9 protein-coding genes are annotated in these 13772 nt (G+C 41.4%); 4 read left to right on the top strand and 5 right to left on the bottom strand.

The window, feature by feature from the left end:
* Positions 1 to 170 precede the first annotated feature (170 nt).
* Positions 171 to 1202 (bottom strand): phenylalanine--tRNA ligase subunit alpha, encoded by a 1032-nt coding sequence (gene pheS / locus WG954_RS04685; protein ID WP_340434110.1) that lies wholly within the window; start codon positions 1200 to 1202, stop codon positions 171 to 173.
* 202 nt (positions 1203 to 1404) lie between these two features.
* Between pheS and WG954_RS04680 the strand changes: the two genes are divergently transcribed.
* Positions 1405 to 2541: an arginase family protein gene (locus tag WG954_RS04680; RefSeq protein WP_340434108.1), complete on the top strand. Its 1137-nt coding sequence runs from the start codon at positions 1405 to 1407 to the stop codon at positions 2539 to 2541.
* A 63-nt stretch (positions 2542 to 2604) separates the two neighbouring features.
* On the opposite strand, the gene WG954_RS04675 is transcribed toward WG954_RS04680, so the two are convergent.
* Positions 2605 to 3054 (bottom strand): hypothetical protein, encoded by a 450-nt coding sequence (locus tag WG954_RS04675; RefSeq protein ID WP_340434106.1) that lies wholly within the window; start codon positions 3052 to 3054, stop codon positions 2605 to 2607.
* Positions 3055 to 3056: 2 nt separating this feature from the next.
* Positions 3057 to 4052: a potassium channel family protein gene (locus WG954_RS04670; RefSeq protein ID WP_340434104.1), complete on the bottom strand. Its 996-nt coding sequence runs from the start codon at positions 4050 to 4052 to the stop codon at positions 3057 to 3059.
* A 71-nt stretch (positions 4053 to 4123) separates the two neighbouring features.
* Here WG954_RS04670 and WG954_RS04665 point away from each other — a divergent pair, with 71 nt between their 5' ends.
* Together WG954_RS04665 and WG954_RS04660 are read left to right on the top strand one after the other, a co-directional pair.
* Entirely contained in the window at positions 4124 to 5458 is a 1335-nt protein-coding gene (locus WG954_RS04665; protein ID WP_340434102.1) for a D-alanyl-D-alanine carboxypeptidase/D-alanyl-D-alanine-endopeptidase, read from the top strand.
* A 141-nt stretch (positions 5459 to 5599) separates the two neighbouring features.
* A complete protein-coding gene (locus WG954_RS04660) occupies positions 5600 to 7483 on the top strand; it encodes a PKD domain-containing protein (RefSeq protein WP_340434100.1) in 1884 nt (627 codons plus the stop codon).
* Between the two features lie 89 nt (positions 7484 to 7572).
* Here WG954_RS04660 and mutL read toward each other — a convergent pair whose 3' ends face one another.
* Complete coding sequence (gene mutL / locus WG954_RS04655; protein WP_340434098.1) at positions 7573 to 9411, bottom strand: DNA mismatch repair endonuclease MutL; 1839 nt, start codon at positions 9409 to 9411, stop codon at positions 7573 to 7575.
* A gap of 103 nt (positions 9412 to 9514) precedes the next feature.
* Between mutL and WG954_RS04650 the strand changes: the two genes are divergently transcribed.
* The gene (locus WG954_RS04650) at positions 9515 to 12451 is read left to right on the top strand and encodes a serine hydrolase domain-containing protein (protein ID WP_340434096.1); all 2937 of its coding nucleotides are present in this window, start codon (positions 9515 to 9517) and stop codon (positions 12449 to 12451) included.
* A gap of 404 nt (positions 12452 to 12855) precedes the next feature.
* Here WG954_RS04650 and WG954_RS04645 read toward each other — a convergent pair whose 3' ends face one another.
* Positions 12856 to 13683: an alpha/beta fold hydrolase gene (locus WG954_RS04645; protein ID WP_340434093.1), complete on the bottom strand. Its 828-nt coding sequence runs from the start codon at positions 13681 to 13683 to the stop codon at positions 12856 to 12858.
* Positions 13684 to 13772: the final 89 nt, after the last annotated feature.

The raw sequence follows: 13772 nt of genomic DNA, 5'->3' as shown, positions 1-13772 counted from the left end.
TAAAGTCATTTAGCTTTCTTCATTAGGTTCTCCGGGAAAAAATCTGCCTAAATCCTGGTTCAGACATTTGTCGAATAGAATTACTGAATGTACAAGAGTGCGACGCAACCGAAGTTAAAAAGTATTGATACAGCCGGGTTCACACTATCCACTATGAACTATCAACTTTCTTAAACCGCTCCCGTAAATTGTTTTAAAAACCGCACATCGTTCTCACTAAACAAACGAATGTCTTTAATACCATACTTCAGCAAAGCTGGGCGTTCGATGCCCATACCAAATGCAAAGCCTGAATATTTATTACTGTCGATGCCGCAGTTCTCCAACACTTTCGGATGCACCATGCCGCAACCAAGAATTTCTAACCAACCTGTTTTCTTACACACACTGCAACCTTCGCCATTACATAATAAACAACTGATGTCCATTTCTGCACTTGGTTCAGTGAACGGAAAGTAAGAAGGACGGAAACGAACCTTCACATCTTTGCCAAACATTTCCTGCACAAAGAAGTAGAGTGTTTGTTTGAGATCGGCAAAGCTTACTTTCTCATCAACATACAAACCTTCTATTTGATGGAAGAAGCAATGACTTCTTGCGCTGATGGTTTCGTTACGATACACACGACCCGGTGTAATAATGCGGATCGGCAGTTTGCCCTTTTGCATTTCATGAATCTGCACATTGCTTGTGTGCGTACGTAACAGCCATGCAGGATCGGTGCTGATATAAAATGTATCCTGCATATCACGTGCAGGATGATTTTCGGGAAGATTTAATGCGGTGAAGTTGTGGAAGTCGTCATCAATTTCCGGTCCTTCGGCAACAGAGAAACCCAAACGCTGGAAAATATTTACCATGCGATTGCGCATCAAACTGATGGGGTGACGGCTGCCGATAGGCAATGCATCACCAGGCAATGTGAGATCAACTTTAGTTGCTGTATCATCAGTACCGTTTCCGGTCAACGCTTTCCACTCTTCGTATTTCGCTTCGGCAAACTGTTTGAACTCATTCATGTTTTGACCGAACGCTTTCTTCTGTTCGTTGGCCACATTTTTCATTTCGCCCATGAGCGCTTTCACCAAACCTTTGGTGCCAAGAAATTTGATACGGTACTCTTCCAGCGCCTTGGCACTGTCGATCTGTAACGTTTCAATTTCTTTCTTTAAAGTCTCGATCTGTTGTAACACCTGTTCCATGCGGCAAAGATAATTCTTCGCAGTTTGTAGTGGATAGTTTCTGGCTATAAGTTTAAGAAGGTTAAAAGTTAATGGTTATGAGTTATGGGTTGGGCGTGATCTTAGCTCGGGGAACCTGTTTTCTTGTGCCTTGAGCCTTGTCCCTTGGTTTTTGGATTTTCTTCTACCTTCTTTCTTATGTTTGCCACCGAAACGAAAACACATGAGTGATTCACAGATAATTGAAGATTTTTTGCAGCCGGTTGATCTTTCAGCAGTATTAGGCGATGAAGAATTGAATGAGGCGCAGCTGGGCCGGCATATCCAAACCTATGCATTCCTGTTTCCCGATCTGACGGATATTGACCTGGTGATCGTTGGTATCACCGATGAAAGAGGTACAGGTAACGGAGTTTCGTTGGGCGAATCACCAACGGCCATCCGTAAAAATTTATACCGTTTATACAACTGGCACCCCGATGTGAAAATTGCTGATATTGGTAATGTGATGGCGGGTGCTGCATTAAAAGATACCTATGCCGCAGCCAAAGCGGTGATCAAAGAACTGGTTGATGCAAAGAAAACGGTGCTGATACTTGGCGGCAGTCATGATCTTACGCTGGCACAATATGGTGCGTATGTGCAACGCAAGCAAATTATTGAAGCAAGTTGCGTGGATGCATTCATTAACCTGAGTAACGATACACCTGTGCGCAGTGAAAACTTTTTGATGGAGATGCTCACGGGTGAACCGAATTTTATCCGCCATTACAACCATATGGCGTTCCAGAGTTATTATGTACACCCAACTATTTTGCAAACAATGGATCGATTGCGATTCGATTGTTTCCGTGTAGGTGTGGTGAAAGATGCATTGGAAGAAATGGAACCGGTGATCCGCAGCAGCGATATGCTGAGTGTTGATATTGCAGCAATGGCAAATGCGTATGCGCCTGCGAACCGCACATCGCCGAACGGATTGAACGGACAGGACATTTGCACACTCACCCGTTATGCAGGATTGAGCGACCAGTTAAGTACGCTGGGTATTTATGGTTACAATGCCAAGCTTGATGTGGATGAATTAACAGCGATACAGATCGCACAAATGATCTGGTATTTTATTGATGGATTGAGCAAAGGAAAAACAGAGGCGCCATTGGAAGATCGTCATCAGTTCAGCGAATATCATACGACCATAAATGATGCGGATGTATTGTTCTTACGCAGTCATAAAACCGGCCGCTGGTGGATGCAGATGCCGAATAAAAAATTCATTGCCTGCAGTGCCACCGATTATCAATTAGCGATCCATAGCGAAATACCCGAACGTTGGTTGAGAGCACAGGAGAGAGATTGATTTGTTTGTTGCTCACGGATTTGCGCAGATGTTATCTGTGTTCATCTGCGATATCTATCGCCACTAGTCTACTGAAAGAATTTCGTAAGCTGTATTGTTGAATTGAAATGCATCTCCTGCTTTCTTCATCAACAATAATTTTCCCAGCGGTGCATCGGGCGAAACAGCGAAAACAGTTTCATCATCTACTTTCAACTTCCCTAAGCCAAGACTGATATAAAAGATGCCTTTGTTGGTAATCACAAGACTGCCACGCACAATCATATCTGTTTGAAGATGTGCGTCAAGTTTTTCAAGTGTTGCTTTTTGTTGGAGTGCGTCGTTTAATTGACGGCTGTTATTTTCCTGCTCGATCTGCAGCATGGCCAACGCTGTTTCATGCTTATCGCCTGCAGTTCGTTTGGTTTCGTTGCCTGCGCTATCTGTAAGATCATGCAGGTTCTTTTGCAGCACATTAATTTTTTGCTGTACAATTTCAACACAGGTTTGATATGTTTTTTCTTTCAGCGTCATTCCTATACTAATTCTTTCGCTTTGCGAATCTGGTATTCACTACCCATGATAATAAGGCGTTCGCCTTCTGTAATGCTGTGGGATGGACCCGGATTGAGAATGTAATTGCCTTTACTTTTGATACCCAAAATAGTGCATCCGCAGTTTTTCCAGAGATTTAGCTCACCCAGCTGAATGGATTTGTTGGCAAGTATCTCTTCAATTTTAAACTCTGTTGTATTACGTGTGCTCATTAACGAAAGCAGCTCGGCCACATCAGGAATAAGTACCATTGTTGCCATATGTGCACCACCGATTTTATCGGGCATGATCACATTGTTTGCACCTGCAACACGAAGCTTGTTAACACTGCTGTCGTGCGAGGCACGACTGATGATGACTATATTCGGATTCAGCTGGCGTGCAGTAAGCACCATGAAAAGATTATCTGCATCAACCGGCATGGTTGCAATAATAGCACGGGCACGCTGTATGCCTGCATTAAGCAAAGACTCATCCGTTGTTGCATCTCCTTTCACAAAATGTTTTACTTCAAATGGAAGTGATTCGGGTAAATCTATTTTCTCTTCCAGTACCACGAAGGGTATGTGGTTGTCGTGCAGGATCTGTGCACATTGTGTGCCGTTGCGGCCAAAGCCACATACAATCACATGATTGTTGAGCTGATGAATGGCGTTATCCATTTTTAAATGTTTGTATTGTCGGATGAATTCCCCGTCGAGCAGGTAACGGGTAAGGTATGTAACAAAAAAAGTAAACGCACCGATATTGACGATAATAATGATACTGGTGAAAATGCGCCCGGCATCAGATAACGGCTGCACTTCGAGGTAACCAACAGTACCCACTGTAATGACAGTCATGTAAAATGCATCGAGAAAGTTATACGATTCGATGATCATATAACCTGCCGTGCCAATGAACAATAACACAACGAATAGACTGATGGGAACAAGCAATCCCTTAAAGTATTTTAACAGCCTGAGGAAGTACATCATTAAATTTATAGGAAGCAATTACTTCGTATAGCAAAGAAAAGGAAACTTGTATATTTAGAACAAAAACGAGCATGATGTTGGTCAGTAAACCACTGGGTAAATTGATATTGGGTTCGGTGCTGTTGTTTTCCTGCACAACGCAAAAAATGGCAAGAGTATCGCCGTTACAAAAGCAACTCGTTGGCGATTCTGCATTAACGAATGCGTTTGTCGGCATTGCAGTATACGATACTGAAACCGGAACCTATCTTCATCAATACAACAGCAACAAATATTTTGTACCGGCGAGTAATACCAAACTTCCAACCTTGTATGCAGGTATGAAGTATCTCGGAACACAATTGCCCGGCTTACAATACAAAGAAGAGAACGATACATTATACATTCAACCAACAGGCGATCCAACTTTATTGCACGTAGATTATAAAACACAACCTGTTGTTGATTTTTTAAAGAAGCAAACCAAGCCGATCGCCATTAATAACAGCAACTGGAAAGCTGAAGCATTGGGTTATGGCTGGGCATGGGACGATTATCTTGGTTATTACATGACAGAGCGTAGTCCGCTCCCGGTGTATGGCAACTATATTAAATGGATCCAGCAACGGAATGTGGAAGAACGTGATGGCAATATGGATACATCGGGAATTGTTTTTACAGATCCTGAAATAAGTTGGGATGTACAATTTAAAACAGGCAAGACCACAGCGTTTGATGTAACCCGTCCACGCACCGAAAATAAATACACGATCACTGAAGGCAAAGAGTTGAAGAAAGAACTCGAAGTGCCTTTTGTAACGAACGGATTACAATCGGCGTTGGAGTTATTGAAAGATACCGTGCATCAAACCATCACAGCAGAAGGATTCAACATTTCTAACCCGGAGGTAATTTATTCGCAGCCGGTTGATTCGATGTTCAAACCACTCATGCACCGCAGCGATAATTTCTTTGCGGAACAAACGCTGATGATGGTGAGCAATCAACTGTTTGCTGAAATGGATGAACAGAAACTGATTGCTCATTTACTAAAGACTGATTTAAGCGGCTTTCCACAAAAACCAAAATGGGTTGATGGAAGCGGATTGAGCCGTTACAATTTATTTACACCGGAAGATTTTGTGTGGTTGTTGCTAAAGATGAGAGATGAATTTGGGTTAGAACGTTTGAAAACCATCTTGCCAACAGGCAATACAGGAACATTGCGTAATTATTATGTGGATGAAGCAGGATACATTTTTGCTAAAACAGGATCTTTGACCGGGCATCTTGCTTTAAGTGGCTTTCTTATCACAGCAAAAAACAAGCTGTTGGTATTCTCGGTTATCGTAAACAATCACAACACATCGGCTACAGCAGTGCGAAGAGCCGTTGAAAAGTTCGTGAAAGAGCTACGGACTGATTAGGTAATACCCCTTTGACTTTGTTCAGCAGGAAATTATTTATTGCCAGTTTAAACCTCTACAGGATAAATCCGTCACAGCAGTACGATTGTTCACCCCGATCCGCCTGCTTCCCCTTATAAAGCGGACCCAAAACGTTGTATTATGAAAAAGGTATTCTACTCTTTCATTGCCCTGTTATCTGCATTTACATCCGTGGCCCAGGATAATCTGTGCAAAGGCAAAGCCGCTTTCCAGCTTACAATTACTGGCAATACGGTTAAATTTTATTCAGCAACTACGGTTAACACACCGCTGGCTCATTCCTGGAAATTCGGAGATGGACAGGTTGGAGACGTCGCCAATCCTACTCATACCTATATAGCAGCGGGCAATTATCGAGTTGTTCATTATATAAAAGACTCGTTACTGAACTGTTATGATTCGGCTGTGAAGGAATTCAGCATAACGGCATCGCTCTGTGAATTGGTCCAGTCAAAGTTTGAATGGAGAAAAGATTCGGTTAATCCGTCTAAAGTCTTTTTCATTAATCACTCGTTGCCCAATACTATTGGAATCTCTCTTGTTTATAAATGGACTTTTGGCGATGGCACAAGTTCAACTGCTGCCAATCCCGATCATATTTATGCAGCACCGGGTCAGTACAATGTTTGTCTTACTGTAAGTTATCAGGTTGCCGGTTCAACTGCACCGGTTTGTACAAAAACTTATTGCACTGTTGTAACCGTTAATCCTAACTGTAATATTCAACCTTATTTCTTATGGACGGTTGATGCAGCTCATCCGCTCTCTGTTACATTCAGCAACAAAACAAATCCCACACCTGCAACTACACAATACAAATGGATTTTTGGCGATGGTACTTCCAGTACTGATGCCAATCCTGTTCATGCGTATGCAAAAGCCGGAGTATATAAAGTTTGTTTGATTGCAACTGTTAGTAATACTTGTGTACGTGAATACTGCAAAGACGTTGTTGTGAGAGATTGCAATTTCGATGCAGGCTTTAGCTGGGTGATGGACAATGCGCATCCGATGCGTGGTGTAAAGTTCACTCCAACTCCTTCTCCACTTACCATTGCACCGTTGAGTACAAAATGGAGTTTTGGCGATGGTACTTATAGTACAGAATACAGTCCGCTCCATATTTACCAGCAACCCGGCACATACAAGGTTTGTTTACGTATTGAGTATTATGCAGGTTGTGTGAAAGAAGTTTGTAAAGAAGTAACTGTTCCGCCAATTGAAAATTGTGAAGCGCTCAGCAGGTTTACGATCGAACGAACAAGTTCAAGCCCGAATACATTACACTTTAAAGCAGAGACAAATAAAGCAACCATAAAATACACCTGGACCTTTGGTGATGGTACCGGTGCATTAGGCGCAACAGCTTCGCACAAGTATGATCGTCCGGGTACATACAGAGTTTGTTTAACCATTTATCGTTCCGATAGCTGTGCTTCCGCTTCGTGTAAGGAAGTTGTTATTGGTGGGTTGAATTGCGAACAAACAACAATGAAGTTTGAAATGCAACGCATGAACCCGCCGAATAATAATGCGGTGAAGTTTACTGCGGTCAGTAATCAACCAATTACTTCACAAAGCTGGACAATTTTTAGAAACAACTCAACCACGCCGGTTAAGATCAATGCAAACGATCCAACTTATATTTTCCAGGATACCGGTTATTACAAAGTTTGTTTGCGTGTAACAACTGCAAACGGATGTGTAAAGGAATATTGCGATTACGTTCATATTACTTATGTGCCCAGGGAATGTCATTTACAGGTAACACCAAACCCGGCAATAACAAACATCCAGTTTAAAGTACAGGTTGAAGTAGCGAAGCCGGTTGTTGCTTCGATAGTAGATATGACCGGAATGCGGAAAGCAGTGTTTTATTTGAGCGCAGTGCCTGGAATTAATACGTTTAGTTTACCTGTTACAACATTAGCACCCGGATATTATATGCTTGAAGTGAAAGTTGGTGAACAGGTTTGTACCAGTAAGTTTCAGAAAGTGAATTAATAAAACTGCTGAAAGAAATATGATTAAATAAAGAGCAAGCTGCTAAGCAGTTTGCTCTTTGTTTTTAGTGTTAGCTATGCCTTGGAACTTTAACGCCCAAACTGTTTCTCTAACTCATCTTTTTTAATTTCCATGTAAACAGGAAATCCGTTTGATGTTGAGTTTGGTTGTGCACAGTTGAACAGATCTTCCACCAACTGTTTCATTTCTTTTTGTGTAAGAGAGCGACCGGCTTTAATGCTGTGTTGTTTCGCCAATGACCGGATGAGTTTTTCACGCTTGGAAAACTTGAGATCACTGGTGTAATGCTTGAATTGTTCCAGCAATAATTCAATCGCCATTGCTTCGTTGCCTTGTTCTACATCAGCAGGTGTACCTTGAATGACGAATGTATCCTTTCCAAAGGGTTCAATCAAATAACCAAGTTGTTTCAGTTCATCACTCAGCTCACCTAATAAAACAGCATCGGCAGTTGAAAGATGGAGAGTAGAAGGAAACAAACTTCGTTGAGCAGCAATGGGCTTTCCATCAGCTGCAGCGAGATAACGTTCATACAACACACGCTCATGTGCATTCTGCTGATGAATGATCAACATGCCTTTTGCTGTTGATGCAAGAATGTAGGTATTATGTTGTTGCGAAAAATCCTGTTCAGGTATAAAAATCTTCGATTGACTGATCGCTGAAAAATCTGCAGATGTACCAACTGTGGTCTGTTGTCCACCGTCCGTCGTCTTCGTTGGCTCGTAAAATTCCCGCCAATGTTTCAATTCACTTTTCTGCTGCGGATCAATTTTATGTGCTGCATGTTTTTGTGTGAACGTATTGTACAGCGACGAAGAAGAAGCCTGCGACTTCTGTTCACTTGTAAAAGGTTTGTTTACTGCATCAAGATGTTGAATGGTTGGGTCAAGATCAAAATCCAATGTGGGCGTAATGCTGAACTGTGCCAACGCATGCTTCACTGCAGATTGAACAAATGCATACACGATCTTCTCATCTTCAAATTTTATTTCCTGCTTTGTTGGGTGCACATTGATGTCCACCTGTGCAGGATCAAGATCAATGAACAACACATAAGTGGGGAAACTATCTGTGGCGATCATTTCCTGGAAGGCACCGGCTACTGCATGATTGAGATAAGCGCTCTTGATGAAACGATGGTTCACAAAAAAGTACTGATCACCTCTTGTTTTCTTAGCTGTATCAGGTTTGCCGATAAAGCCATAGATATTCATGTAATCGGTTTGCTCTTCAACAGAAACCAATTTTGCATTGTATTGATTGCCGAGCAACTGAACAATACGTTGTTTTAATGTGCCTCTGTCGAGGTGAAACATTTGTTGCCCGTTTGCACTAAGCGAAAAGAAAATATCAGGATAAGCCATGCTCACACGAATGAACTCATCCACAATGTGTCGCATTTCGGCTGCATTACTTTTTAAAAAGTTTCTGCGTGCAGGAACATTGAAGAATAAATTCTTCATGGCGATGCTGGTACCGTTGATCGTAGCAACAGGTTCTTGTTTTTTAACAACGCTGTTTTCAATTTCAATATAAGTGCCTGCTGTATCTTCTGCACGTTTGGTTTTTACTTCCACCTGTGCAACGGCTGCAATAGAAGCAAGTGCTTCACCACGAAAGCCCATTGTTTTAATGCGGAACAGATCATCAATTTCTTTGATCTTGGAAGTGGCGTGGCGCTCAAAAGCCATGCGTGCATCCGTTTCGCTCATGCCGCCACCGTTATCAATTACCTGCAACAGTTGCTTCCCCGCATCGTTAATGATGAGTTGAATTTCTGTTGCACCCGCATCAACCGCATTCTCGAGTAATTCCTTCACAGCACTGGCAGGTCGTTGAATAACCTCACCTGCTGCAATCTGGTTTGCAATATGATCGGGTAATAATTGAATGATATCCGGCACGTACGCTTTTGTGTTTTTGAAACGCCAAATTTACGTTACTTCAACCAACCGTCGAAGGATAATTCGTTACCTTTAAGCGGATCGAAAAAAGCAGAAAACTTACATGAAAAAACTTATACTGACATTGGCTTGTATTGCGACCATTTCTCTTAGCTATTCGCAATCGAAACAGGAACTGGCAAAGCGGTGGGCCGATAGTGTGATGCAAACCTTGAATAACGATCAGCGTATTGCACAATTGATGATCATCCGTGCACACAGTAATCTTGGAGCGGCGCATGTAAAACAGGTAACCGATCTTATTCAGAAATACAATGTGGGTGGACTTTGTTTCTTCCAGGGTGGTCCGGTTCGGCAGGCCAATCTCACCAACTTCTATCAAAGCATTGCAAAAACTCCGTTGATGATCACCATCGATGGTGAGTGGGGTTTGGGTATGCGTTTGGATAGTGTGGTATCACTACCGAGGCAGTTAATGTTGGGCGCAGTGCAGGATGCAGCAATTGCATACGACTATGGAAAGATATTAGGCGAACAATGCAAACGCATAGGCATACAGGTAAACTTTGCTCCAGTTGTTGATGTAAATAACAATCCAAACAATCCTGTGATCAATGATCGTTCTTTTGGTGAAGACCGTTACAAAGTAGCATTATTTGGTGTGCAGGTAATGAAAGGAATGCAGGATGTGGGTGTGATGGCTTGTGCCAAACATTTTCCCGGTCATGGTGATACAGAAACAGACAGTCATTACGATCTGCCCATTATCAACAAAACAAAAGAGCAACTTGATTCATTAGAACTTTACCCCTTCCGTGAAATTTTTGAAAACGGTGTGGGTAGTGTTATGATCGGCCATTTGTATATTCCTGCAATTGACAATACAAAAAACCAAGCGACATCTTTATCATATAATAACGTAACCAAGTTGTTGCGTGAAGAACTCGGTTATAAAGGCTTAACGTTTACCGATGCATTGGAAATGCAGGGCGTGAAAAAGTTTTATCCTGATGGTGCAGCCAGTGTACAATCGCTGATCGCAGGAAATGATCTCTTGTGTTTGCCTTCTGACATTCCCGCTGCTATTAAAAAAATCAAGTCAGCCATCAAAAAGAAAAAGTTGAGTTGGGACGATCTCAACAGTCGTGTACACCGTGTATTGATGGCGAAATATTTATATGGTTTGGGTGACGTAAAACCAATTGACACCAATAACCTGGTGACTGATCTTAACAGCAGTACTGAAGCAATTCGTAAACTGATCGCTCAACGTTCAGTAACACTGGTAAAGAATGATCAAAGCCTGTTGCCGCTTTCTTCAGCTGCGTTATCTTTTATGGGAAAGGCAACCAATACAGAAAAGAAGATCGCATATATAGCTATTGGCACTACAACAGCGAATGTAATTACGCAAAAGATGAAGGATGAACTGAAAGCAGACATCTTTTTCTTTTCTTATAAAAGTGATGCGGGACGGATCTTATCATTGGTTGAATTGATCAAACAGAATTACAGTCATGTAGTAATTGGTATGCATAACTATAGCCGCAGACCACAAAACAATTTCGGTATCAGTGTTTCAGCATTGCAATTAGCAAAACAGTTATCTGAATTACCACAAGCTGCATTATTGTTATTTGGTAATCCGTACGCATTAAAGAATTTCTGCGATGTAAAGACAAGTGTGGTTTGTTACGAAGATGATGCTCATACACAGGCTGCGGCTTTTGATGTATTGATCGGTAAACAACGACCAACAGGAAAACTACCGGTGACAGTATGTGAGAATATTAAATACGGAACAGGGCTTGAATACATGATGCCTGCCATGGGTGATCTGCCACTGAATTTATTGGATGAATCAAAGTTTGTCACTGTCGATTCAATTGTTGCAGATGCCATTCAGAAAAAAGCAATGCCGGGTTGTGTGGTGATGGCAGTAAAAGATGGCAAGATCATGTTTGAAAAAGCGTATGGTTATTATACGTATGAGCAACAGGAACCAATGACATTGGAATCGGTGTTTGATATGGCATCGGTAACAAAGATCTGTGCCACCACAATATCGGTAATGAAGTTGTATGAAGAGGGAAAGATCGATTTGAATCAACGGCTTGGTTATTACCTGCCTTGGGTAAATGGCACGAATAAACAGGATTTGCTCATACAGGATATTTTATTGCACCAGGCGGGTTTAAAATCATGGATTCCTTTTTTCAAGGAAACGATCGATACTGTTACAGGAACACCATACGATAGTTTATATGCAAACGGACCAAGTGAAGATTATGCCATTCGTGTAGCTGATACATTTTACATGCGTAATGACTGGCGTGATACCATGTATCAACGTATTCTGCAAAGTGAAATGGGACCGTATGGAAAATATGTGTACAGTGATAATGATTTTATCTTTCTCGGAAAAGTTGTTGAGCAACTTACAGGGTTGACGCTCGATGAATATGTACGTAAAACATTTTATGAACCATTGCATTTAGAATCATCAGGATTTCTGCCGTTGCAGCGCATGCCAGTTAACCGAATTGTACCAACCGAACGTGAAGTGCAGTTTCGCCGGCAGTTATTAAGAGGTGATGTGCATGATCCCGGTGCAGCTATGTTTGGTGGCATTGCAGGACATGCAGGTTTGTTCAGCACGGCATATGAATTAGCAGTGATCTTACAAATGCTGAACAACGGCGGAACAATTGGTCAGTATACTTTTTTTAAACCTGAAACGGTAGCGAAATTTATTGCATACGGCAGTGAAACCAGCAGAAGAGGATTGGGATTTGATAAACCGGAGAAAGATAATCTTACACGAAAAGAGCCTTATCCTGCATTGAGTGTATCGCCGTCAACATTCGGACATACAGGTTATACCGGCACCGGTGTGTGGGCTGATCCTGAGACTAAGATCGTGTATATTTTCTTAAGCAACCGTGTGCATCCCGAAGGCGGAACAAATACAAAATTGTTAACGATGAATGTAAGAGGGAAGATTCAGGATGCTTTGTATAAAGTGTTGTTGGAGAAATAAATCGGCAATATGAATTTTTCTCAACTTTCCAATTTCCAATTATTCGAAATACATCCTTAGATAGTAATATCAGGAAAGATGCAAATGCAGAATTTGACAGTAGAAGAATACCTACTGATGAAATCAATCAGCTAATCAGTACACACGATTCACTATACAAACCCGATAGAGAAACCGGTTTAGATATAAAGTATAAGGTTATACTTGTTGTGTTTCCTTTTTTTATTTTTTTACATAATATCATTGCAGCCATTATTCTAGACAAACGGAAAGAGTATAAATTCAAACAATATTGGTTTTACCTTGCATTGGGTTACTTACTGTGGACAGTGATTGTTATTTTATTTGCCAGGTACTTTTTGTTTAAAACTGAATCTCTATAAACGTAGGTAGTCAATCACAACTCACTTTAACTTCATCAACAACTCCACAATTTCTTTCTCTCTCGTCCAAACAATAAAATGATTTTCTTTTTCGAATGTGGTAACAAACACCGAATCTGTTTTCGTGAGCATCTGTTGGGTGTAAGCCACATTGCTGTATGGAACAAGGATGTCTTTTGTTCCGTGTAAGATATAAACAGGACAGGTGATCTTTTCATACTCTGGTTTCATCTCCACTAAATCTTTTTTCAAATACCATAACTCTTCATTACTTGGCCGCATGGCACCGGGTACCAAATAATTCAACGGTGTTTTAAATAAAACGGGTCGCCACTTCTCCGGCTTTTCTGCAGCAGGATCTTGTGAACCTGCGAGTATCACCAACGCTTTTGTGTATTGTGGTCGTGCTGCGGCAAGTTTAATGGTCATTGGTCCGCCCAAACTATGGCCAATGATGATAAATGGTTTGTTGTTATAAACAGAATCCATCCATGCACTGATGATAGTTGTTTGTTCAGTTAAATTCATGGCATTACCAAAATCGCTGTAACCAAAACCCGGACGGTCAATGGAAATAATTCTGTAATGCTGTAATAATTCTTTGTTGCGCAGGTAAGCAGCAAATGCATCCCAACTCCCGGGTGTGCCATGTACAAATAACAACGTAGGTAATGTATCGCTACCAGTTTGTGCGTAATGCAGCGGAAAGCCATTGATCGTCTTAACAGGTGTTTGCAGTTGCACGCCAGCTTCTTCAAATTGTAATTTGGCTTTACTATCGCTCATGCGCATTTTCATACAGCTTTGCGCCATAACAAGCCATAGCAATAAAATAATTCCGAGAATCATAAAGGAGCGTTTCATCCAGCGTGGCATTATAGTAAGTTACGAAATGTTTAATGTGGTTGATTTCAAATGTATGTTACAAACATCATTAG

The organism is Lacibacter sp. H375 (assembly GCF_037892425.1).
Taxonomy (GTDB): Bacteria; Bacteroidota; Bacteroidia; order Chitinophagales; family Chitinophagaceae; genus Lacibacter.
Note: the sequence above shows the minus strand (reverse complement) of the source record. Positions and strands in the feature narration are given on the sequence as shown.

Bases quoted from the DNA above. Each gene is read 5' to 3' on its own strand.
- pheS (WP_340434110.1), bottom strand. From the start codon at position 1,202: ATGGAACAGGTGTTACAACAGATCGAGACTTTAAAGAAAGAAATTGAA.
- WG954_RS04680 (WP_340434108.1), top strand. From the start codon at position 1,405: ATGAGTGATTCACAGATAATTGAAGATTTTTTGCAGCCGGTTGATCTT.
- WG954_RS04675 (WP_340434106.1), bottom strand. From the start codon at position 3,054: ATGACGCTGAAAGAAAAAACATATCAAACCTGTGTTGAAATTGTACAG.
- WG954_RS04670 (WP_340434104.1), bottom strand. From the start codon at position 4,052: ATGATGTACTTCCTCAGGCTGTTAAAATACTTTAAGGGATTGCTTGTT.
- WG954_RS04665 (WP_340434102.1), top strand. From the start codon at position 4,124: ATGATGTTGGTCAGTAAACCACTGGGTAAATTGATATTGGGTTCGGTG.
- WG954_RS04660 (WP_340434100.1), top strand. From the start codon at position 5,600: ATGAAAAAGGTATTCTACTCTTTCATTGCCCTGTTATCTGCATTTACA.
- WG954_RS04650 (WP_340434096.1), top strand. From the start codon at position 9,515: ATGAAAAAACTTATACTGACATTGGCTTGTATTGCGACCATTTCTCTT.
- WG954_RS04645 (WP_340434093.1), bottom strand. From the start codon at position 13,683: ATGATTCTCGGAATTATTTTATTGCTATGGCTTGTTATGGCGCAAAGC.